General features: G+C 46.9%; 20 protein-coding genes. 14 read left to right on the top strand and 6 right to left on the bottom strand.

The window, feature by feature from the left end:
- The first annotated feature begins 8 nt into the window (after nt 1-8).
- The 3 genes from C4S60_RS21310 (at nt 9) to C4S60_RS21300 (ending at nt 3,933) form a co-directional block, all read left to right on the top strand.
- On the top strand, nt 9-1,337 hold the full coding sequence (locus tag C4S60_RS21310; protein ID WP_103882316.1) for a 3-deoxy-D-manno-octulosonic acid transferase: 1,329 nt from the start codon (nt 9-11) through the stop codon (nt 1,335-1,337).
- Nucleotides 1,338-1,341: 4 nt separating this feature from the next.
- A complete protein-coding gene (waaA, locus tag C4S60_RS21305; protein WP_103882315.1) occupies nt 1,342-2,604 on the top strand; it encodes a lipid IV(A) 3-deoxy-D-manno-octulosonic acid transferase in 1,263 nt (420 codons plus the stop codon).
- 66 nt (nt 2,605-2,670) lie between these two features.
- Nucleotides 2,671-3,933: an O-antigen ligase family protein gene (locus tag C4S60_RS21300; protein ID WP_103882314.1), complete on the top strand. Its 1,263-nt coding sequence runs from the start codon at nt 2,671-2,673 to the stop codon at nt 3,931-3,933.
- 34 nt (nt 3,934-3,967) lie between these two features.
- Here C4S60_RS21300 and C4S60_RS21295 read toward each other — a convergent pair whose 3' ends face one another.
- Nucleotides 3,968-4,666 (bottom strand): 3-deoxy-D-manno-octulosonic acid kinase, encoded by a 699-nt coding sequence (locus tag C4S60_RS21295; RefSeq protein WP_103882313.1) that lies wholly within the window; start codon nt 4,664-4,666, stop codon nt 3,968-3,970.
- Between the two features lie 122 nt (nt 4,667-4,788).
- On the opposite strand from C4S60_RS21295, the gene C4S60_RS21290 reads away from it, so the two are divergent.
- Together C4S60_RS21290 and C4S60_RS21285 are read left to right on the top strand one after the other, a co-directional pair.
- Complete coding sequence (locus tag C4S60_RS21290) at nt 4,789-5,853, top strand: glycosyltransferase family 9 protein (protein WP_103882312.1); 1,065 nt, start codon at nt 4,789-4,791, stop codon at nt 5,851-5,853.
- A 241-nt stretch (nt 5,854-6,094) separates the two neighbouring features.
- Nucleotides 6,095-6,880 carry a glycosyltransferase family 2 protein gene (locus C4S60_RS21285; RefSeq protein ID WP_244183168.1) on the top strand — a complete coding sequence of 262 codons (786 nt, stop codon included), beginning with the start codon at nt 6,095-6,097 and terminating at the stop codon, nt 6,878-6,880.
- On the opposite strand, the gene C4S60_RS21280 is transcribed toward C4S60_RS21285, so the two are convergent.
- Complete coding sequence (locus C4S60_RS21280) at nt 6,849-7,883, bottom strand: glycosyltransferase family 9 protein (protein ID WP_103882310.1); 1,035 nt, start codon at nt 7,881-7,883, stop codon at nt 6,849-6,851. The two genes, C4S60_RS21285 and C4S60_RS21280, sit on opposite strands and share 32 nt — an antisense overlap.
- Before the next feature lie 139 nt (nt 7,884-8,022).
- Here C4S60_RS21280 and coaD point away from each other — a divergent pair, with 139 nt between their 5' ends.
- Nucleotides 8,023-8,517: a pantetheine-phosphate adenylyltransferase gene (coaD, locus tag C4S60_RS21275; protein WP_103882309.1), complete on the top strand. Its 495-nt coding sequence runs from the start codon at nt 8,023-8,025 to the stop codon at nt 8,515-8,517.
- Between the two features lie 189 nt (nt 8,518-8,706).
- Entirely contained in the window at nt 8,707-10,113 is a 1,407-nt protein-coding gene (locus tag C4S60_RS21270; RefSeq protein WP_244183167.1) for an ArnT family glycosyltransferase, read from the top strand.
- A 68-nt stretch (nt 10,114-10,181) separates the two neighbouring features.
- Here the strand turns inward: C4S60_RS21270 and pyrE are convergent, their stop codons facing one another.
- Nucleotides 10,182-10,823 carry an orotate phosphoribosyltransferase gene (gene pyrE, locus C4S60_RS21265; RefSeq protein WP_103882307.1) on the bottom strand — a complete coding sequence of 214 codons (642 nt, stop codon included), beginning with the start codon at nt 10,821-10,823 and terminating at the stop codon, nt 10,182-10,184.
- 129 nt (nt 10,824-10,952) lie between these two features.
- On the bottom strand, nt 10,953-11,669 hold the full coding sequence (gene rph, locus C4S60_RS21260) for a ribonuclease PH (protein WP_103882335.1): 717 nt from the start codon (nt 11,667-11,669) through the stop codon (nt 10,953-10,955).
- A 693-nt stretch (nt 11,670-12,362) separates the two neighbouring features.
- On the opposite strand from rph, the gene C4S60_RS21255 reads away from it, so the two are divergent.
- Entirely contained in the window at nt 12,363-13,229 is an 867-nt protein-coding gene (locus C4S60_RS21255) for a YicC/YloC family endoribonuclease (RefSeq protein ID WP_103882306.1), read from the top strand.
- A gap of 65 nt (nt 13,230-13,294) precedes the next feature.
- Here C4S60_RS21255 and C4S60_RS21250 read toward each other — a convergent pair whose 3' ends face one another.
- Nucleotides 13,295-13,996: a GNAT family N-acetyltransferase gene (locus C4S60_RS21250; protein ID WP_103882305.1), complete on the bottom strand. Its 702-nt coding sequence runs from the start codon at nt 13,994-13,996 to the stop codon at nt 13,295-13,297.
- 260 nt (nt 13,997-14,256) lie between these two features.
- Between C4S60_RS21250 and rffA the strand changes: the two genes are divergently transcribed.
- Together rffA and C4S60_RS21240 are read left to right on the top strand one after the other, a co-directional pair.
- A complete protein-coding gene (rffA, locus tag C4S60_RS21245) occupies nt 14,257-15,402 on the top strand; it encodes a dTDP-4-amino-4,6-dideoxygalactose transaminase (RefSeq protein WP_103882304.1) in 1,146 nt (381 codons plus the stop codon).
- Nucleotides 15,393-16,526 carry a hypothetical protein gene (locus C4S60_RS21240; protein ID WP_103882303.1) on the top strand — a complete coding sequence of 378 codons (1,134 nt, stop codon included), beginning with the start codon at nt 15,393-15,395 and terminating at the stop codon, nt 16,524-16,526. Before rffA ends, C4S60_RS21240 begins: the two co-directional genes overlap by 10 nt.
- A 222-nt stretch (nt 16,527-16,748) precedes the next feature.
- Here the strand turns inward: C4S60_RS21240 and C4S60_RS21235 are convergent, their stop codons facing one another.
- The gene (locus C4S60_RS21235) at nt 16,749-18,119 is read right to left on the bottom strand and encodes an NCS2 family permease (protein WP_103882302.1); all 1,371 of its coding nucleotides are present in this window, start codon (nt 18,117-18,119) and stop codon (nt 16,749-16,751) included.
- A 393-nt stretch (nt 18,120-18,512) separates the two neighbouring features.
- On the opposite strand from C4S60_RS21235, the gene gmk reads away from it, so the two are divergent.
- The 4 genes from gmk (at nt 18,513) to trmH (ending at nt 22,741) form a co-directional block, all read left to right on the top strand.
- Nucleotides 18,513-19,136: a guanylate kinase gene (gmk, locus tag C4S60_RS21230; protein WP_103882334.1), complete on the top strand. Its 624-nt coding sequence runs from the start codon at nt 18,513-18,515 to the stop codon at nt 19,134-19,136.
- A gap of 420 nt (nt 19,137-19,556) precedes the next feature.
- A complete protein-coding gene (rpoZ, locus tag C4S60_RS21225) occupies nt 19,557-19,829 on the top strand; it encodes a DNA-directed RNA polymerase subunit omega (protein WP_006071268.1) in 273 nt (90 codons plus the stop codon).
- 44 nt (nt 19,830-19,873) lie between these two features.
- On the top strand, nt 19,874-21,991 hold the full coding sequence (gene spoT, locus C4S60_RS21220; RefSeq protein WP_103882301.1) for a bifunctional GTP diphosphokinase/guanosine-3',5'-bis pyrophosphate 3'-pyrophosphohydrolase: 2,118 nt from the start codon (nt 19,874-19,876) through the stop codon (nt 21,989-21,991).
- Nucleotides 21,992-22,054: 63 nt separating this feature from the next.
- Complete coding sequence (gene trmH / locus C4S60_RS21215; RefSeq protein WP_103882300.1) at nt 22,055-22,741, top strand: tRNA (guanosine(18)-2'-O)-methyltransferase TrmH; 687 nt, start codon at nt 22,055-22,057, stop codon at nt 22,739-22,741.
- The last annotated feature ends 340 nt before the right edge of the window (nt 22,742-23,081 follow it).

Genomic DNA, 23,081 nt, shown 5'->3' with positions numbered 1-23,081 from the left:
GTGAACTCATGTTATCAAAAGCATTCCTAGAAAAGCATTTTTCAGCCCTTTATTTTACGGGCTTTTTGGTTGGTTTGGTCTTTGCGTTCGTTTACGCCAGCAATCAGATCATTGCGGGCGATCAGACACAAATGCTGCACAAAGGTTACTTGGCGGCTTACTCCGGCATCTGGACTAACTTTGGTAATGCCGCCAGTGCTGTCGGTAGCGTACCAGGCTCACTAACGACCTGGTTGGTGGCCGGGCCTTTACTGATCTGGGACTCACCCTGGGCCCCAGTGGTTTTGTTATTTGCGCTGCGCATTTTATCACTGTTTCTTTTAGACTCGGTGATTAAGCAAGTTTTCAATAATCCAATGCGTTTGGCGCTGTTAGCACTGTACTGGTTAAATCCATGGCTGCTGTATGACAGTCTGCTCTACAACCCATCTTATTTATGCTTTTTTGCTGCTTTGCATCTTTGGAGTGCATTTAAAATGCGCGAAGGTGGCAATACGTTCCTGTATACCTTCCTGCACATCCTGTCTATCGGCTTGGCAATGCAGCTTCATTACTCATGGCCTGTGCTGGCTGTCCTTTCTCTTTATCTGCTTTATCGAGGCATGGGAAAAGTCTCGTGGCTGGGAGTTATGGCCGCTTTGTTGGCGCTTGGACTGTCGTTGATTCCGTATCTACTCGAGTACATGGTTAATGAGCAGCTCAGCCGTGAAAGCGATCGCTACATTGGCTACGGGCTTGTTCACGTCTACCCTGTACTCAAAGCACTGCTATATTGGTTCCGCTACGCCTCTCTGCTGTTTTCCAACAAGGTGATTGCTTACAGTGAGTTTGACTGGCTTACCAGTATCGAGTGGCTGAGAATGACCGCGTTATACAGCTGGAAAGGCCTGATTTTCATTGTTGGTGGACTCAGTGTGCTGGTTTCAGTAAAAGCAAGCTGGGATTGGTGGCAACAAATCAAAAGCAAAATCAAACGCTCAACATCCACAGAAGTCCTTTCTGACAAGACGTTATGGCTTAAACTGTATGCTTTTGGTGCTGTAATTGGGGTGCTGGTCAGTGCGGCCTTGTCTCCGATTACGTTTTCTTATTGGCATTTGATTCTGGTCTACCCAATTGCGCTTATTCCAATGTTATTCGCGGTGCAGAAGTGGGGCAGCGAGAAGCCCCAGTTAATGAGTAAGATCGCACCATTGTTCTGCGTTTATATCATTATGATCAACTTACTTGCCTCTCACGACAGCATTAAGTACTCGTACAAGGTGAACTACGCCGACCAAGTGGAAGCGTTCCTGCAATTAACGCCTGAAAAATACAACTTACAAGAACATAGGTAGAGCAATGCTGCGCCAAATCTATACATTATTGCTCATCGTCGTCAGCCCTTTTTTTCTATATGGTTTGTTCAAAAAGAAAAAGGGTAAGCCGAGTATTGGTGAGCGCTGGAAAGAACATTTTGGTTTTACGCCTGCTCTCTCAAACGCTCGCTCTCAGCCTATATGGATTCATGCTGTCTCTGTCGGTGAAGTCATTGCAGTATCTCCGCTGATAAAAAAACTAAAAAAAGCTCACCCCAACATGGTTATTGTATTGACCACAACAACACCGACAGGCGCACAGCAAGCCAGTAAGTTAGGGGACATAATCGAGCATCGTTATATGCCACTCGATTTTGGCTTTGCTGTGAAAGGATTCCTAAAGGCGATTCATCCAAGTCAGCTTCTGATTGTAGAAACTGAGCTTTGGCCAAACACTCTGCATTGGGTAGCAAAAAACGGCATCCCGATTACCATACTTAACGCCCGGCTTTCTGAGCGTTCTTGTCAACGCTATGCTAAGGTGCAGCCCGTTTTCGACCTGCTGTCTCACCGTATTTCGACCATTCTTTGTCAACACCAGGATGACGCTGAGCGATTTATTCGCCTCGGTGTCAAGCCAGAAAAAGTTAGTGTCACGGGCTCGCTTAAGTTTGATATTTCCGTAAATGAACAAGATATTGAAGCGGGTAAAAAGCTGCGACAACAGATGGCAGATCGCCCGGTCTGGATCGCTTCAAGCACCCATGAAGGAGAAGACGAGCAATTGCTCGCCGTCCACAGAAAAATCCTGGAACTGTTGCCTGAGGCGCTGATGATTCTGGTACCCAGACACCCAGAGCGTTTTCAAAGCGTGCTTGATGCCATCAAGAAGCACGGTTTCACGGTAACCAGACGAACCGAGAATCAGCCTGTCACCCCAGAGACTGAGGTCTTTTTGGGCGATACCATGGGCGAAATGATGACTCTGCTGTCCGCATCAGACGTTTGCTTTATGGGAGGTAGTCTACTGGGCAATAAAGTAGGTGGACACAATCTTTTGGAGCCTGCTGCGCTTGGTCTCCCAATGGTAACTGGACCGAGTTATTTTAATTTCAAAGACATTACTGAGCAGTTACATCAGCTTGGGGCATGCGATATCATACCCGACACGGTAACCGCCTCGACCGTCATTCTGGCGCTACTGAACGATCCACAACACAGAGACCAAATTGGGGAAACGGCAAAAAGCTTTGTTCAGGCTAACAAAGGGGCCATCGAACGGACGTTAACGGCTTTGAACCTATAAGCCTAATCGCCGCGAGCACGGTTAACCATTGCGGACTGACATATTCATCAAGTGAGAGACAACACTGTGACAAAGTCTTACGACATCTTAGCGCGAAGCAACATTTTCTTTCTGATCGGGTTGGCCTTATCGATACCGGCTTCTAAAGCCGGAATGAATCTTTTTTTATACCCTTACGTGCTAACGGCGTTTGCTCTCTATTTTAAAAGTGATATTCAGTTGCGCCAGTCGCAAACTATCATCCTGAAATCGTCTGTTGCTGTTTTTGTCTTGGGTCTTATATTCTCCATGTTTTCAAAAGGCGTTGCGGCAGACCCTCTAGTCTACATTCAAAAGTATATCTACCTACTGTTACCCATTTGTTTGATCTTCACTGCTACAAAGAACGCCAAAGCAATCTGGTGGTCTCTCGCGGCGTTCATTATTAGCATTGTCGCCTGTATCTTTATCGACCTGTATTTGTTTGCCTTTGTTTACGACTTTTTCAGCGAGCAGACCGTTCGACTTTGGGGACGTATCGGTTATAGCCGCTGGCCAATTGTACTTACCACGGGTATAACGGCGGCTGTCATTTATGTTTTTTACTCTAAAAATATAACGAAAACCATTTACGCTTTATCCTTTATTACTCTGTCAGTAGTGGCGGCTATTTTGTCAGGTAGCAAAGGTGGGATTGTTGCCATTGGTATCCTATTTCTTGGCTTCTCTACCATTATCATTAAGAGTAATTGGAAGTACATTGCTGTCGTATTTCTAATTACGATAGCGGTGTTTCAGACGGACACATTCCAAACCACCATTGTTGAACGAGGCTTTTCTCCTGAGTCCATTAAAGGAGAGTCGATTCAGGCTCGAGTGACTATGATAAAAACGGCTTGGAGTCTATCCAAACTCAATGCATCAAATGATCTGCAATACCTGTTATTTGGTGGAGGGCTGGATAAACCGCAACAAGCGTTTGAGCAGGCTTTAAGCTCACTGCCTGTCGAAGAGCGTGAGACTCTCACCTATGGTGGGCGCTACTGGGGACATACTGATCTTCATAACAGTTATTTGGACCAGCTGTTCAAGAGTGGGCTTCTGTTTTCGCTAATTTATACTAGTCTGATGGTTATGCTCGTCGTGTTTGGCTATCAAGCCGCTAAAGCCTGCAACCACCATTTTAAGCACTGCAGTTTTATGTTTGTCACCACGATATTGGCTTACATTCTATTTAATAGTTTTTATAGTAACTTTGCGGACTACGCTGTCTATTCACAGATTTACTTCCTGTCTTTGATACTCTGCCTTCCGGTAGTACTTGGCAAGGTTAACAAGCCATTAGAATAGACCTCATTCACCGTGGCTTAGCTTCCTATCAAAGCTAAGCCGCTGCCGAAAGCAGTATTGCAATGTCTTGTTCAGCCACACGAATACCCGCTCTGACCACCTCTTTGTCAAACGAGCGCTTGAGTCTATCCAAGTTCGCTTGCTTCCAGTCGTCACCTTCTTGTTGGTGGCACTTATCAAAGTCGATGATCCACACCTTATCCTGGTCATCAATTAGAATATTGTGGATATTCAGATCGGTATGATTCACCTGTGCATTATGCATCTTACGGATCTCTTGGCCGATTTTTTGGTACATTTCTGCTGGTAATGATTCTTCTTGCAAAATAGCCACTAAATCACGGGCGTTAGCGATCTTTTCACTGAAAAGGTCTGCGCGATAGTAAAGCCCTGTTTTTACCGCTCGAGCCGCGATCGGTCTTGGTACATTAACCCCGGCTTCAATCAGCGTGTTCAAAAGAGCAAACTCCTGATAGCTTCGGGTCTTTTCCCAGTCTGAAAACCAGTATTGGTCTTTGACGAGCTTGCCAAATAGACCGCCGCGACGATAATGACGCAGAGCCGCATCTACCGTTTGGGTTTTTACAAACCAGGTTGTACCGCGACCTTGAGCACTACCAATAACTCGATCTTGTTGCTGCCAGAACTCGGGGTCAAATACTTTCTCTACCTGTTCATTAAGCAGCTTTTCATCATACCAATAGGTTGTATTGTTGTTTTTAACCGTTTTCAATCTCACGCCCTACTTCGAGGAGCTAGGACCAAGGGCCTAGAACCATTTTTTCATCCTTCTGATTTTACATTCATTCCGCCCCCCTGCATAATCTTTACATCTGTTCCTAGTCATGTGTTTTTATGCCACTTTTCAATACTGCTCCTCAATCCATCTGCATATTACGGCTCTCTGCCATCGGCGATGTCTGTAACACGATTGCCGCTGTACAGGCGATTCAGGCACACTGGCCGACAACCCGTATCACCTGGATCACTGGTAAACTGGAAGCAAAATTACTTGAAAGCATAGATGGCATCGAGATTATTGTTTTTGATAAGAAAGCGGGCTGGCAAGGCTATAAAAACCTCTGGCAGCAATTGAAAGGACGCCATTTTGATGCTCTGCTGCATATGCAATACGCATTTCGTGCCAGCATTGCCACTCTGGGAATTAAAGCAAAACATAAACTCGGCTTTGATGGCGAGCGCGCTCAGGACTTTCAGGGACTGTTTACCAATATAAAAGTGCCCTCGCCGGCTAAAATGCACGTGCTTGATGGATTGATGGCGTTTACCGAGACGCTGGGCGTTCCTACTACCACGCCAAAATGGAAACTTGCCTATACTGCGGAAGACCGCGAGTGGGCTAATCAATGGCTAGCTAACCAATGGATAGAAGGGCGCACGCTTGTTATCGTGCCTGCTGCGAGTAAAGGCTATAAAAACTGGCATGCTCAAGGGTATGCCGACGTTATCGACCATGCTGCAAAAGCAGGCTGGAACATCATTTTAGCGGGGAGCCCGGCTCAAATTGAAGTTGAATTGGGCCAGCAAATCGAAGAACTTAGCCCACACTCGCTGACCAACATCATTGGACAAAGCAGTTTGCTGCAAATGCTGGCACTGCTTGATCGCGCCGATTTGGTGATTGCACCGGACACGGGTCCGACTCATATGGCAAACGCGATGGGCACCCCAGTCATTGGCCTGTATGCTCACCATAACCCGAAGCGCACCGGGCCCTATAATTACCAGGACTATGTGGTGTCTGTTTATGAAGAGTCGATTTTGGCGGAAACGGGGAAACCGAGTAATGAGCTGAGTTGGCGGGCTCGGGTTAAGGATAAAAAGGCGATGCTGCGAATTACGCCAGATGCTGTGATTGACATGTTCGATCGGGTTGTCGAGGCGGAGGGGCTGGATTAGTCTAGTACCGGCATTTCTTGAATAAGGGGATCGCATGAAGCACGCTGTGGCGTTTAATGCGCTTTGAGTACAGCGCCGTTATTGAAGGAGTCACTCGCTGTAGGAGATCCTCACTTTCGTGAGGATGACGAGAAAAGTGAGAACGTCTTTAGTATATGAGGACGTCGGAAAAAGTAAGAATGACGAGAATTTACGAATTACATTGTCTCCCGATAATAAGCGGGGATACCAACCAAGGACCATCACAGTGACCAAACCAACACTTGCTGTCGCACTGATTGTAAAAAATGAAACCAAGCACCTGCGTGCGTGTCTCGAGACCGTTCAAGGTTGGGTCGATGAAATCGTCATTATGGACTCTGGTAGTACCGATGACACTCCCCAAATCGCAGCAGAGTTTGGTGCCAAGTTTCACGTTAATACCGAGTGGCCGGGGTTTGGCCCTCAAAGACGATTGGCACAAAGCCACGTCACCTCAGACTTTGTGTTCTGGCTTGATGCCGATGAGCGAGTAACGCCGGAGCTCAAAGCAAGCATTCTGGAGGCCACGGAAAAAAACCGAGCGGATACTATCTACCAGTTTGCTCGTTTAAGTTGGGTATTTGGCCGCTTTATCAAGCATTGTGGCTGGTACCCTGACAAGGTTCTGCGCCTATATCCGACTAAACTGACTCAATATGACGAGTCTCTGGTTCATGAAAAAGTGCAAACGAACAGCGCTATGCAGATTGAGACACTAAAAGGTGATCTTATCCATTATACCTATGACGACATCCATCATTATTTGGTGAAATCGGCGGGGTATGCCAAAGCGTGGGCCGAGCAACGGGAGAAACGCGGTAAGCGCTCCAGCATCTCTCAGGGAATTCTCCATGCCGTCGCCTGCTTCGTGAAGATGTACATTGTCAAAGCCGGTTTTCTCGATGGTAAACAGGGCTTTCTGCTGTCTCTATTGTCGGCGCACTCCACCTTTGTCAAATACGCCGACCTTTGGGTCAGGACAAGTACTGAGTCGCCCAAGGAGTAAGTTCTGCCAACACGTCATTGATATCAATGCGGGTCATATTATCCTGGCTCGCTTTATCCTCAGCTTGCGGTGGGCAAAAGGCAAGGTGACGCCCTTCTGAGTTCAGAGGTCTCCAGCGCAGCGGCGTTGCCGAGCGCTTAGCGGGAAAGAAGCCAACCGTTGGTACATCTAATGCGGCAGCAATGTGCAACGGCCCGGTGGAGCCTGCAATGAATAAGCTGGCGCAAGCCAGAGAGCAAGAGAAATCCACCAGCCCGTCGTTTTTATCATAAACCACACTGGAGACGTGCTTGCTGGCAAGTAGCGCCTGAAGCTCTCTGGCTTTTTCCTCTTCCCCCGGCCCTGCAGTGAGCACCACTTCGGCGTTCGCCTCGAGCCCTGCAATAAGATCAGTATATTGTTCAAGAGAAAGATTGTTCGCCGAGCCACCGCTGCCAGCATGAACGTAAACCCAAGGCTGCGCTTTATTGAGACCGAGCTGCAATGCTAACTTCTCTTTCTGCTTAGCGAGCGCATCCAGAGAAAAAGAGAAATATGGTGTGCGCGGCTCGACAATCTCTATCGACTGGTCGTTTAAGAAGGCTCGAATAAGATCAAGGTTGTACTCATACTCTGGCTTGGCGCTTTGTGAGCGTTTTTGTTTGATGCGTTTGTTATAGAAAACCTGTGCAAATTTGGTGGCTGGCGCTAAGCGATAGGGGATGTTGGCCTTCCAAACCAAGAGTGCATTGTAGGTGGTCGAAAACAAATTGATCGACGCGTCGAACTTCGCGCCTTTCAGCGTATTAATCAACGTTTTCTGAGTATGTTTGCCGGCATCTTTACCACAGTCGACAATCACTTCGTCAATCCACGGACAAGCTCTGGCCAACGCCACCGTATAGCTTGGTACAAGTGCAGTGATTCGGCACTCAGGCATCGAGGCTTTGAGCATAGCAAAGCTGGGCCATGCCAACATGAAATCGCCAATTTTGTCGTTTCGAACCACCAGTATGTTTTTCATTTATGCTTCTCTTTTTTGTGTTCACTTAGCCACTTGGGGATAATAACAACTCATGGGATTAATGATAACTCTTGCGTGCCTGTTTGTTCGTGTCTATAAAGTGTTACACTGAGTAAAATTTTAAACCAGAGCAAATACAGTGACTCAAAAGCGACTATCTCGTGTGATCTACCCTGGGACCTTTGACCCGATTACCAATGGACACCTCGATCTCATTGAACGAGCGTCTACGATGTTTGACGAAGTGATCATTGCCATTGCGGCCAGTCCTAGCAAGAACACTATGTTTACGTTAGATGAGCGCGTTGAATTTGCCAAAGCCGTCACTCAGCATCTGGATAACGTCACCGCAAAAGGGTTTTCAGGCCTTTTGGTTAATTTTGCCAAAGAAGAACAAGCCAATGTCTTGATTCGAGGACTGAGAACCACCGTCGACTTTGAATATGAATTTGGCCTGACCAATATGTATCGCCGTTTGCTGCCAGGCCTGGAGAGTGTTTTTCTTACGCCAGCGGAAGAGCATGCGTTTATCTCCTCGACACTGGTGAGAGAAGTCGCGATTCATGGCGGTGATGTCAGCCAGTTTGTTCCGCCCCTGATCGAACAGGCGCTGCAAAAGAAAAAAGTGGTTTGACCCCGCCGATTTCCTTAAAAATCACAAACCTTAACAATAGATTGAATGCCAGTTTATTGACCTACACTTGAATAATGTGTGAGACTTCGTGAGTTTTTCTTGGGCAGAATGATATAGCCATCACTCTGCTCAAGCCTATGGCGAATATCTTGCCAAACATTTGGCGACTAGTTGGAGCTAACAAAAATGATTAACAAAGAGCGAACGCTTTGGACCTTGCTGATTGGTGCGTTGCTCATCCGCCTTCTTTCTCTTGGACTTTATCCATTGATGGATACGACCGAGTCCCGTTATGGAGAAATGGCGCGAATGATGGTGGAGACAGGCAACTGGCTGACGCCGCTGTTTGACTACGGTATACCATTTTGGGGTAAGCCGCCGCTATTTACCTGGATGAGTGCGGCCAGCGTTGAGCTGTTCGGCCTGTCCGAGTTTACTTTGCGCTTCCCTCACTGGATAGCCGGCGTATTGGTTGTTTGCGCTTCTGCCTGGTTTGCCAAGAAGAATGGCTACAACCCGCTTGTTGCCGCTTTAGTGCTGTCGACCACACTGGTGTTCTCCATTTCAGCTGGTGCTGTCATGACAGATATGGCTCTTACTGTTGGTCTCACATTAGCCATGATAGGTTTCTACCAATGCTGGCGAGGTGAAACGCTGTGGGGCTATGTTGGGTTTGCCGGCCTGGCTATTGGTCTACTCGCAAAAGGCCCGGTCGCCATTGTGTTGTTTGGTCTCGCGGTGTTCCCATGGATGGTCATTCAGCATGGTATCATCGGCGCGTTTGTCGAACTATGGCGTCGTTTCCCGCTGATTAAAGGCACCCTATTGATGCTTGCTATTGCCCTGCCCTGGTACATCATGGCCGAGCGTGCGACACCCGGCTTTATTGATTACTTTATTGTCGGTGAGCACTACAAGCGCTTCGTTGAACCTGGTTGGACTGGTGACCTGTATGGTTCTGGTCATCAAGAGCCAAAAGGTAAGATCTGGTTCTTCTGGTTGCTGGCGGTCTTGCCCTGGTCTTTGATTCTGCCTGTGCTAATGCTAGTACGTGTAAAGTTTGGTCTGGAGCAAGCGAAACAAAACCATGGCTTCACAAGCTTTGCCATTTGGTGGGCACTGTCGCCACTAATTTTGTTCACGGCTTCGAGCAATATCTTACCGACTTACGTTCTTCCGGGTACACCGGCGATAGGCATCTTGTTAGCCCTATTCTGGAAGAAAAAAGACACCATCTGGCTTGCTATAGCTTCACTTATTGTGCCGGTAGCACTGATTGCGGCAACCTACCTATTAGCAACGGGCAAGGTATCTGACAACAGTGATAAGTCAATATTTGAAACCATCGATCCTAATGTTCGCACCTTTTACATGTACCCCCGCTCCTACTCAGGGCAATACTACAGCAATGGACAGGCGAAGGTGTTTGAGTCAGATGAGCAGCTAAAAGGCGTTGATGAGTTTTACATCATTTCATTCAAAGACCGACATCACGAGTTTGCGTTATTCAGAGACAAGTACGACTGTAGCGAGAACGCGGTGGCAGAAAGCAATGACCGTATGGCCATACTCTGCAAAAAGACTCCGGGACAGTAATTAAAAAAGGGTCAGTATGTCGCCATACTGACCCCTTTTTTTCGTTGACGTTTTATCTTGTTGACGTCTTAGATGCCGTACTGTGCACGATACGCTTTCACCGCCTCTAGGTGCTCCGCATTGTCACCCTTCTCTTCCAGGAAGGTGATAAGGTCAGTCAGGCTCACAATTGAAATCACGGCACAGCCAAAGTCACGTTCAACTTCCTGAATCGCTGACAACTCACCTTTGCCTTTTTCCTGACGGTCGATAGCCACGAGTACACCTGCAAGATCGGCACCGTTTTCCTGAATGATTTCCATCGACTCTCGAATCGCCGTACCCGCCGTGATCACATCATCCACCAGCATAATACGACCGACCAGTGGACTACCTACAAGGCTGCCACCCTCACCGTGGTCTTTGGCTTCTTTACGGTTGAAGCAATATGGGGTGTCAACATCATAATGGTCAGCCAAAGCTACCGCTGTTGTCGTTGCGATTGGGATACCCTTGTACGCCGGGCCAAAAAGTACATCGTACTCGATACCAGAGTCAGCCAGTGCCGCTGCGTAAAAGCGACCAAGGCGCGCTAGGTCACGACCAGTATTGAAAAGCCCAGCGTTAAAGAAATAAGGGCTTTTACGACCAGATTTTAGGGTAAATTCGCCAAATTTTAGAACTTCTTTCTCTAGTGCAAATTCGATAAATTCACGCTGGTATGCTTTCATTTTATGTCTCTCTTTACTTTCATTCGTCATCCCCTTGAAAAAGGGGATGACGGTTATCTTAATATAAATAAAGGTAATTCAACGCGCGCTCTGCGCACAAAAAAATAGCCCCCTTACGGGAGCTATCGATTAATCTTCTAAAGCCAGCTTCTGCGCTGCCACGATCTCGGTAATGCCTTTCTTCGCTGACGCCAGCAGAGCCATCAGTTCATCGTGAGTAAACGGTTCGCCTTCAGCAGTGCCCTGAACTTCGATCATGCGGCCATCTTCCGTCATCACTACATTCATATCCGTGTCGGCTGCGGAATCTTCTGTATACTCAAGGTCACACAACACGTCTTCGCCAAGCAGACCCACAGACACGGCCGCTACATGGCCTTTCATCGGGTTCGCTTTCAGTGTGCCTTTTGCTACCAGGTGAGCAAATGCATCTGCCATAGCCACACTGGCACCGGAAATCGACGCAGTGCGCGTTCCACCATCAGCCTGAATCACGTCACAGTCTACTGTCACCATGACTTCACCCATGGCCTCCAGATCCACCACCGCACGCAGACTACGGGCAATCAGGCGCTGAATCTCCATCGTACGACCGCCTTGCTTACCACTTGCAGCTTCACGACGCATTCTAGAGTGGGTTGAACGAGGCAACATGCCGTATTCCGCCGTCACCCAACCTTTACCCTGACCTTTTAGCCAGCGCGGTACGTTTTCTTCTACGGTTGCGTTACACAACACTTTGGTATTGCCGAACTCGACTAACACAGAACCTTCTGCATAAGCGGTATAGTTGCGAGTAATTTTTATTGGGCGCACTTGGTCTGCTGCGCGATCATTTGGACGCATGGACATTACCTTTGTTGGGGAAGCGGATTGGATTGGGCGGAGATTATAGCGGAGATGAGGGAAAGGGTCTAGGTTCTGTGGTTCTGTGGTTCTGTGGTTCTGTGGTTCTGTGGTTCTGTGGTTCTGTGGTTCTGTGGTTCTGTGGTTCACAAAAACAAATAAAACATTATTAGTCAAAAATTTAGTGCAAAGTATAATTCGTCACTCCCCATAGGGCCACAGGGCCATAGTTCCGCTCTTTAACCGGTCTTATTTCGGATACTGCTCAAACACCTTGTGTACCTAATCCTGAACAAATGCGTCTCTTTGTTCTGTGGTTCACAAAAACAAATAAAACATTATTAGTCAACAATTTAGTTCAAATTGTAATTCGTCACTCCCCATAGGGCCACAGGGCCATAGTTCCGCTCTTTAACCGCTCTTATTTCGGATATTGCTCAAACACCTTGTGTACCTAATCCTGAACAAATGCGTCTCTTTGTTCTATGGTTCACAAAAACAAATAAAACACTATTAATCAACAATTTAATTCAAATTGTAATTCATCACTCCCCACAGGACCACAGGGCCATAGTTCCGCTCTTTAACCGCTCTTTCTCCTAGAACCGCTCTTTACCCTAGAGCCATTCTTTTTTTAAATGTGCTAACATGAACACAGTTTGCAAACTTTATCTAATCCAAGGAAATTCATTCATGATCTACAGCATGACCGCGTACGCGCGCAAAGAAGTCAAAGGTGACTGGGGCAGCGCAGTATGGGAAATTCGCTCAGTGAACCAACGTTACCTCGAAACTTACTTCCGTCTTCCTGAGCAGTTCCGTGGTCTGGAGCCTGTACTTCGTGATCGTTTCCGCAAGCGTCTGGCGCGCGGCAAAGTCGAGTGCCATCTGCGTTTTGAAGCCAACCCTGCGGCGAAAGGCGAGCTCAACATCAATGAGACACTGGCAAAGCAAGTCATTGGCGCAGCCAATCAAGTCATGTCACTTACCGGTGAAGAGAGTCGCATCAACCCATTTCAGGTGATGCAGTGGCCAGGTGTGATGGAAACCCCGGAACAAGACATGGACACCATCAACAAAGCACTATTAGAAGGCTTTGAAGAAACATTGGGTGAGTTTATTGAAGCTCGTGGTCGCGAGGGTGAAAACATGAAAGCGCTGATCGTAGCGCGTCTCGAGACCATCACTCAAGAAGTAGTCAAGGTTCGCGCTCGTATGCCAGAAATCCTGGAATGGCAACGTGAACGCCTACTGGGCAAGTTTGAAGATGCCAAAATTGAACTGGATGCCTCCCGTGTCGAGCAGGAGCTTATCCTACTGGCGCAAAAATCCGATGTAGCTGAAGAACTGGACCGCTTAGATTCTCACGTTAAAGAAACAACCAGCATCTTGAAGAAAGGCGGCTCTGTAGGTCGCCGACTGGATTTCATGATGCAGGAGTTTAACCGTGAGTCGAACACGCTAGCTTCTAAGTCTATTAGCACTGACATCACCGCTTCAGGGGTTGAGCTCAAGGTGTTGATTGAACAGATGCGTGAGCAGATTCAGAATATTGAGTAATAAGCAAAAGTAACCAACAGAGCTCTTATTCTACCGAGACTATAAAGCTCATACTCTGTTGGTCGTTATTTAGCTTTGTAGTACCAGTATGCAATGTTACTTGGTTTACAACCGCATGAGGCGTAAAACTTGATTGCTGGTAAGTTGCTGAGTTGCGTATCTACCGAGAAATGAAGACAACCTTTATTATGGAAGTAGGCTTTGGCCTGCTCCATAAGCATTTTCGCTATACCCTTTTTTTGATGCTTTGGGTGCACAGCTAACAAACCAATTATTCCATGTTCTCCTGAAGTGCGCACGGTCACGAATCCTCTCACCTCATTTTGTTGTGAAGTATCGGTGATACACGCCTCATCGAATGTCCCTTCTATCGCCTTCGAAATCCACTCTGCATAGAAATCTGCATTTTGTTGATGACTAAACCATGGTTGTCGATATCTCGAATAATCTTGGTAGACCACGGACGCTAACGCTTTAAGCTCTTCAGCTTGAGCTTCAGAAGCGTACGATAAAGGATCTGTTCTGCTGTTGTTGCATTCCCCTGAATAAGTAATGGCTCCTTCAACCAATTCAAAACCCAACTTACTTAAGAGCTCAATGGCATTAAACACATTTGAGTCAACTTTACACTGAATCAACGAGCCAGCTTCACAGTTGTCGATAACTTGCTCGGCTTCCTTCAATGTAGTTCCTTGCAACTCTAAAGGGTCTAATTCCTTAATTTTCTTATTAAAAAAATCAGAATCCCAACTCTTATCACTTATCAATTGTTTCTTCCTTCTACCGTCAAAAGCGTGGTTTTTATTCTGTGAACTAAAACTTAGCTAAAAGAGTAACTCGATTTGCTTACCTACGACAAATTAGTACGGTTTAACCTTAGAATGATAGAGCACTTCACACAAAGTCATCAGCATCGGCTTGGACAAGTAGCAACGAAAATTAGTTGCAAAACGAATTTCCTGACAATAACACAAACAGCATGATAAAATTATAGCAACGTGAACCAGCTACTTTTTAAAAGTTAAACATGATCCCTTTCAACAAACCCGCCGTCACTGGTAATGAAGTTAAGTACATTCAGCAAGCTATAGAGAGCAACGTTCTTTGTGGCGATGGTCCTTTCACCAAACGATGCGAACAATGGTTTGTTGATAAGTTATTGACTAAAAAGGCATTGCTTACCCCCTCTTGCACTCACGCTTTGGAGCTAGCCGCTCTGTTGATTGATATTAGGCCAGGTGATGAAGTTATAATGCCGAGCTATACATTTGTAAGTACGGCTAATGCATTTGTCCTCCATGGAGCCAAAATCGTGTTTGTTGATATCCGCCCAGATACTATGAACATTGACGAAACACTTATTGAGGACGCGATTACAGAAAAGACCAAAGCAATTGTGCCAGTGCACTACGCGGGGGTAGCTTGTGAGATGGATACTATTATGTCCATCGCTTCCAAACACAATCTGTACGTAATCGAAGATGCTGCGCAAGGTATGATGTCGACGTATAGAGGAAAGTTCCTTGGCACAATAGGTCACATCGGCACATTTAGCTTTCACGAAACTAAAAACTACACTTCTGGCGGTGAAGGTGGTGTCTTACTTTTAAATGAAGAGAAATTTATCGAGCAAGCAGAAGTTCACCGTGAAAAAGGAACAAACAGAAGTAAGTTCTTTCGAGGCATGGTCGACAAATATTCGTGGGTTGAGAAAGGCAGCAGCATGTTACCTAGTGAGATCCAAGCCGCTTACCTCTGGTCTCAACTTGAGAATGCAAGCAAGATAAATAAAAAGCGACTATCAGACTGGGCTTCATACGACAATTATTTCAACTCTCTGAAAACAAAGCTTCCTATAGAAACGCCAAAGTGCCCAGAAGAATGTGTCCACAACGGGCATATGTATTACTTGAAGTTCGAAAGCCTCGACATACGCACAAAATTCATACAGAAGATGAAACTTGCAGGTGTCTTGACTCCTTTTCATTATGTCCCGCTTCATAGTGCACCTGCAGGAAAAAGATTTGGACGTTTTAATGGCAAAGATACTTATACAACAAGTCATAGTGAGTGCCTTGTTCGATTGCCGATGTTCTATTCACTTACCGACCAAGAACACTCAACGATCTGTGGAACCGCTTCAAAGATTATCAAGGAAATACTGTGCGATTAGAAAACAAGCATATTTTTGTTATTTCTAGTGCAGATAAGTTCTGCTTCCTGAACCTAGATGCTCTCATCCATAAATGTGGAATACTGCCCAGCAACTTAGCCGTTATCGTCTTTCCAATACAAGGACAACCACTTTCAGAACTGCTAAAAATTGACAACGTAGACTATTACGAGTTCGACGATGTTACTCTCGAGGAGATAAAGTTAGCTCAAACCATTACCTTTATGTCCTTGAATCGATTTAACTCTCCTTACGCGAGAAAGATCATCGAGTTCGATGAAGGAATGGCGAGAAAAAGCTACATTTTTATTACTGATGATGAAGTCGATCGTTGGAATCAATGTCACTCTAAGTTTGGGAAACTTGTTCCCTATAAAAAGCTGCATATTGTTGAGGACGATATAGTCTGTTTGAATCGAATAAACAATTTCATTGCTGACCGAAGTACTTTTGAATCGACCCTGCAAAGGACTCTAAACCGAAAGAAAGTAAATTTTATTAACGCTAGTGTTATTTTTGACACTCTACCTTACAATGCATCCAAGTCCCTAGAAAGCGCATTCAATTGCTCAGACCAACATTATGAGCGAGAAGCAAAAGTCTTACTCGGAACTAAGCAACACGCTCTTAGCTATTCTGAACTTAGAGAAGTTGTTAATGGATTTGTAAAGGCAGAAAATGCCGAACGATATAAATTCCTAATTTTGTGGAATAAAAAGCGTCGAAAAGAACGAGTTATGTTTGACCTCTACATCACATATTTACGTCATATTAAGAGACAAACTATTGATGTTTCTTACGTTACCGCTCTTTCTCCCATTGCCTACACGTCTCTGATATTATCATGTTCACATATGGTTTTACAAAGACGGGGAGGAGCAAGTACCGCTCGCCTATTCTTAAAAAGAGGTCGCGGTATGGTATATACGCTAGAGAACTCTGAAAATGACTTTGGATTTCGCAAAGCACTTGGTATCAAAACTAAGTCCTTTACCTCCTTTTCAGATATAGGAAAACTAGTAAGCAACCTAAACGATGACGCTGATATTGAGCACAACATTAAAATATGTGAGTCAGTAGAACAACGCGATGTTTCGAATCTCCAAAAACTGTATTCCAACTAACTGCTCTGAAACCAGCGTGAACTCTACTATTTAGACTCACGATAACTGCCCTCAATATCTAGAAAGCAGGCTCTTCCCTGCTTTCTTAACCCAGATCTGTCTCCCTACTCTTTCTCCTGAAGTTCTTCTGGGCAAAAGATAAAAGGGCCCTATTAATGGAAAGCTAAACTTTTCAAGCAGTAAAAGATGTACAGCGGGCTTGGATGCCCGCCGATAAAGTATCTACAGCAACACCAAATACGTCATAAACAACCCAGACAACACAAAAATTACTGGGTGTACCTGTTTACCCTTGCCAGCCACGACCATGCTGAACGCGTAGCTAATAAAGCCCATTGCCATACCATTGGCTGGCGAAAAGCTCAGCACGGTAAACATGATGGTAAAGAACGCGGCAATGCGGGATTCTTTCTGCTCCCATTTGATCTCACCTAAACGGCCAATCATGTAGATACCGACCACGACCATTGCCGGAGCCACCATGGCGGCTGAGAATAGTGAAAACAGTGGGTACAGGAACAGTGACAGCAGGAAAAGACCCGCAACCACCACGGCAGCCAGTCCGGTTTTTGCACCCTGTGATGACGCGATACCAGACTCAGAAAACGCCGTGACTGACGTGGTACCAAGCAAGGAGCCCATGACCGTACCGCCCGCATCTGCCACCAACGCCGAACGCGCATTCGGTACCTTACCGTCTTTGTCGATGATGCCCGCATCACGACCGACGCCCACAATGGTGCTCAGGCCATCAAAGAAATCGACAATTAGGAAAATGATCATAATAAACAGCAGATCAAACAGCTTTTCCGTGGTTAGCCCGGAGAAGTCAAAGATAGCGCCAAAGCTACCTGCCATACTCGGCGGCATGGCGACCAGTTGCTCCGGGATCGGGGCATTTGAGGTACCTAAGAAGGTGTCGGCAAGGATCGTTAGTACGATGGCAGACACAAAAGAGATGAAGGTCGCCAGTTTGATGTCACGGACCATACAGCCCAGTGCGATAAAGATACTGATGTAGGCGATGATCACTTTCGGGTCAGAGATGTCGCCCATGCTGACCAGGATGATCGGATTAGAGACGATGATTCCAGCGTTCTTCAATCCTAGAAACGCGATAAACAGCCCCAGAGAGACCGTAATGGCCAGCTTGAGATCTTCCGGTATCGACTCAATCATCGCGCGACGGATTTTGGTCATCGACAAGATCAGATAAATGATGCCGGAGAAAAAGATACCCAGCAGCGCTTCATGCCAAACCAAGGCAACAGAGCCACTCAGCAACATACCTTTGAAAAATCCGTTCATGCTCATGCCTGGTGCCAGCATCACCGGGTAGTTACCGAAAATCCCCATCACCAAGGTGGCAAAAGCGGCTGCCAATGCCGTCGCCGTGAAGACAGCACCACGATCCATACCAGGGATATCCCCCAGGATTGCCGGATTCACCGCCAGAATGTAACTCATCGCAAGGAAAGTAATGAAACCGGCGTACACTTCGGTGCCGATGGTGGATTGTCGTTCTGTCACCTTAAAGGTGGATTCGATAAAAGAGGAACCTGCCTGGCGCTGACCAGCTAATTCTGCACTCACAGTAAGACCTATAGTGTTTAAAAATGGAGGACGCAAACGTATGCGCGATAAAAATATTGGCGCGAATTCTAATCAGACCGCGCCAGAAATCAATGCTTTTCTCTATTGTTTTTATCTGTTAAAAAACAAAACGTTGAAAATCAAGCAAACGTTTGCTCAAAATCAAACAAATAAGCCGTAATTGCACCCGCGTTCGTCCCTCGGCATCCAACCTTTAGTCAGTAGAAAGCGAGGCGTGTTCATCACTTGTCGACCCGCCCTCAAACATGATACTCTTCGCCTCCATTTTTCTGGCCGAATTTTCAGCAATTCGGCGAGTGTTACGTATAATCTAGAAACTATCAGCCCAAGATGGTTTCCCCTTCAACCCAATAATGTGGACACTGACAAATGATTGGTAAAGGCACACTTTATATCGTATCGGCGCCGAGCGGTGCTGGTAAATCTAGCTTAATTGCAGCGATGTTGGAGAAGAACCCAACCTATGCAATGAAGGTTTCAGTCTCCCACACGACGCGCAGCATGCGTCCGGGTGAAGAAGATGGTGTGCACTATCACTTTGTCGAAAAATCAGAGTTTGAGTCTTTGATTGAGCAAGGGGCGTTCCTGGAATACGCAGAGGTGTTTGGTAATTACTACGGCACTTCTCGCCTGTGGATTGAAGAAACGCTAGAAAAAGGCATTGATGTGTTCCTGGATATTGACTGGCAGGGTGCGCGCCAGATCCGTGAACAAATGCCTGAAGCGAAAAGCGTCTTTATCCTGCCACCTTCGAACAGTGAGCTAGAACGCCGCTTGAATGTTCGTGGTCAGGACAGCGACGAAGTGATCGCTAAACGCATGAGCGAAGCAAAATCAGAAATGTCACACTACGACGAGTACGACTATGTGATCGTCAACGATGACTTTGATGGCGCACTTGTTGATTTTAAAGCTATTTTGCGTGCTGAGCGTTTGAAGCAAGATAAGCAAGCCGTGAAGTACAAAGGCATGCTGGACGCGTTGCTGGCGGAGTAATTGACTCTCTAGCAAAACGTCAAAATCAAAAAACAAATCGTCATCCTCAGCAGAGTGAGGATCTTTTGTCCGCAAGTGTTGCGCTCAAATTACATGAGTCACTTGCCGCACGAGATCCCCTTTTTCAAGGGGATGACGAGTGTGCTACTTCGAATGTAGCGCACACTAAAAAACCAAAATAAACCGTCATCCTCACGAAAGTGAGGATCTTTGTCAGCGAGTCTTGCGCTCAAATTGTGTGAGTTATTTGCGGTGAGAGATCTCCTTTTTCAAGGGATGACGAATGTGTCGCTTCGACTGTGGCACACAATTAAAACCTAAGTAACAGTAGCTAATCGGATCATTTGTGATCTAGAATCTAAACGTAATAGCCTGTATACTTTCTCGTCATCAAAAATTTAGTTAACTATTGGAGTTCTTATGGCACGCGTAACTGTTCAAGACGCTGTTGAAAAAGTTGGCAACCGCTTCGACCTAGTTCTTATTTCGGCTCGCCGCGCACGTCAGATGCAAATCGGTGGTAAAGATGCACTAGTGCCAGAAGAAAATGATAAGCCAACGGTTATCGCTCTGCGCGAAATCGAAGAAGGCTTGATCACGAAAGAAGTACTAGACGCACGTGAGCGTCAAGAGCAGCAAGAGCAAGAAGCTGCTGAACTAGCGGCAGTAAGCAGCATCGCTCACAACCGTTAATTCGACCATTTAATCAGAGTTCCATCGACTTTCGGGCCTATAATTTGTACCTATTCGATAGCCTTAAAGACGTTGCCCAAGAATACCTAACAGAGCCTCAAATTGAGGCTCTGCGTCAATCTTATGTGGTAGCAAGAGATGCCCATGAAGGGCAGACCCGCTCTAGCGGTGAACCATACATTATTCACCCTGTTGCGGTAGCGCGAATCCTGGCAGAAATGCGTCTGGATATTGAAACGCTGCAAGCAGCACTGTTGCATGATGTCATTGAAGATACGGAAGTCACTAAAGAAGAGCTAGAAGAACAATTTGGTACGGCAGTGGCGGAACTCGTCGATGGCGTATCGAAACTCGATAAGCTGAAATTCCGCGATCGCAAAGAAGCCCAGGCAGAGAACTTCCGTAAGATGGTTCTGGCCATGGTGCAGGACATTCGCGTGATTCTGATTAAGCTGAGTGACCGTACCCACAACATGCGCACGCTCGGGGCACTTCGCCCGGACAAAAAGCGTCGTATTGCTCGTGAAACCCTGGAAATCTATGCCCCTCTGGCGCATCGTCTGGGTATTCACAACATCAAAACCGAGCTGGAAGAGCTGGGTTTTGAAGCCCTGTATCCCAATCGTTATCGCGTTCTTAAAGAAGTGGTCAAATCGGCTCGCGGTAATCGTAAAGAGATGATCCAACGTATCCATAGCGAAATTGAGGGACGACTTGAAGACGTCGGCCTGAATGTTCGTGTGCTGGGGCGTGAAAAGAACCTGTTCTCCATCTACAACAAGATGAAAACCAAAGAACAGCGTTTCCATACCATTATGGATATTTACGCCTTCCGCGTGATTGTGGATACGGCTGACACCTGTTATCGCGTGCTAGGTCAGGTTCACAGCCTGTTTAAACCGCGTCCGGGCCGCATGAAAGACTACATTGCAGTGCCAAAAGCGAACGGCTACCAGTCCCTTCACACCTCGATGGTTGGCCCGCACGGCGTCCCTGTCGAAGTGCAGATCCGTACTGAAGATATGGATCAAATGGCGGACAAGGGTGTCGCTGCGCACTGGGCCTACAAAGGCAATGGGGACCGTACTGGCACAACAGCGCAAATTAAAGCGCAACGCTGGATGCAAAGCCTGCTGGAACTGCAGCAAAGCGCGGGCAACTCGTTTGAATTTATTGAAAACGTAAAATCGGATCTGTTCCCAGACGAGATTTACGTGTTCACACCAAAAGGTCGCATTGTTGAGCTGCCGCTCGGCGCCACAGCGGTAGACTTTGCTTACGCCGTGCATACCGATGTGGGTAACACCTGCGTTGGCGCGCGCGTTGACCGCAACCCTTATCCACTGAGCAAGGCACTGAAAAACGGCCAAACAGTGGAGATCATCAGTGCCCCAGGTGCCAGACCTAATGCCGCATGGCTAAACTACGTGGTGACGTCTCGTGCCCGCACCAAGATCCGTCAGGTACTGAAAACCATGCGCCGTGAAGAGTCTGTGGTACTGGGTCGTCGTCTGCTCAATCATGCTCTGGGTCGCCACTCTATCGATTCTATCTACCCAGAGAACGTCAACGAAGTACTGGCGGATCTCAAACTGAAAAGCGTCGATGATCTGCTGGCGGCCATTGGTTTAGGTGAGTTGATGAGCATAGTGATTGCCCGTCGTCTGCTAGGTGATACCGATGAACTGACGCAAACCAGTTCTGTACCTTCATCCGGTAAGCGCCTGCCAATTCGCGGCGCCGAAGGCATTCTATTGACCTTTGCCAACTGCTGTCATCCGATCCCGGACGACCATATCATTGCCCACGTCTCTCCGGGACGCGGCCTGGTGGTTCACCGTGAAACCTGTCCGAACGTACGCGGTCATCAGAAAGAGCCGGATAAGTACATGGCGGTGGAATGGAGTGACGATTACGATCAGGAATTCACTGCCGAGTTGAAAGTGGATCTGCAGAATCATCAGGGTGCACTGGCAGAACTGACCAATGTCATCGCCAAAACGGGCTCGAACATCCACGGTATCTCGACTGAAGAACGTGATGGTCGCCTGTATACCGTGACGGTTCTGCTGACGACCAAAGATCGTGTCCATTTAGCGGGCATTATGAAGCGCATTCGCGTGATGCCACATGCCCTGCGCGTCCAACGTCGTAAAAACTAGAGCTAACGCTTGATTTAACACGGGTTCGATAGATATCGAGCCCGTTTTATTTGGAACATCCTCATGAATTTAGAACGCTACAATCGTATTCAGCAAGTGCTTAAGGCACGCCAACCCGACCTTACTTTGCTACTGGAACAAGTTCACAAGCCAAATAATGTCTCTGCCGTCATTCGCACCGCCGATGCGGCAGGGGTACATAAGGTTCATGCAGTCTGGCCTGATGAAAAAATGCGTACTCTGAGCCACACCTCAGCCGGGGCTCGTAACTGGGTTGAAGTTGAGACCCACGATACAGTGGCTGATGCGGTTGCTGTTCTTAAGTCACAAGGTATGCAAGTACTTGCTACCAACCTGTCTGATAATGCCGTTGATTTCCGCGAAATTGACTACACCAAACCGACCGCCATTATTCTCGGCGGTGAAAAGCACGGCATCACTCAGGATGCGCTGACACAAGCCGATCAGGACATCATCATCCCTATGGTTGGCATGGTGCAGTCCCTCAATGTGTCCGTTGCCAGTGCTTTAATCCTGTTCGAAGCACAGCGACAGCGCCAACTAGCGGGTATGTACGATCGCGATTCCAGTGCGCTTCCTGAAGACACTATCCACCGCATCCTGTTTGAACGCGGCCACCCGGTACTGGCCAAAGTCGCTCAGAAGAAAAAACTACCCTACCCACCCCTTGATGAGCATGGGCAAATTGTGGCTGATGAGGAGTGGTGGAAGGAGATGCAGAAGAAGTAGGGTTTTAGGTACTGGGGACTGGGTTCTAGGGACTATGGTTCTATGGTTCTATGGTTCTATGGTTCTATGGTTCTATGGTTCTATGGTTCTATGGTTCTGTGGTTCTATGGTTCTGTGGTTCTGTGGTTCACAGAAACAAATAAAGCATTATTAATCAATAATTTAATGCAAAGTATAATTCATCAAACCCCATAGGGCCACAGGGCCATAGTACCGCTCTTTAACCGCTCTTATTTCGGATACTGCTCAAACATCTTTTGTACCTGGTCCTGAACAAATGCGTCTCTGGTTCTGTGGTTCTGTGGTTCTGTGGTTCTGTGGTTCTGTGGTTCTGTGGTTC

This window comes from Vibrio hangzhouensis, from assembly GCF_900107935.1.
GTDB lineage: Bacteria > Pseudomonadota > Gammaproteobacteria > Enterobacterales > Vibrionaceae > Vibrio > Vibrio hangzhouensis.
This window is presented reverse-complemented; position numbering and strand designations above follow the sequence as displayed.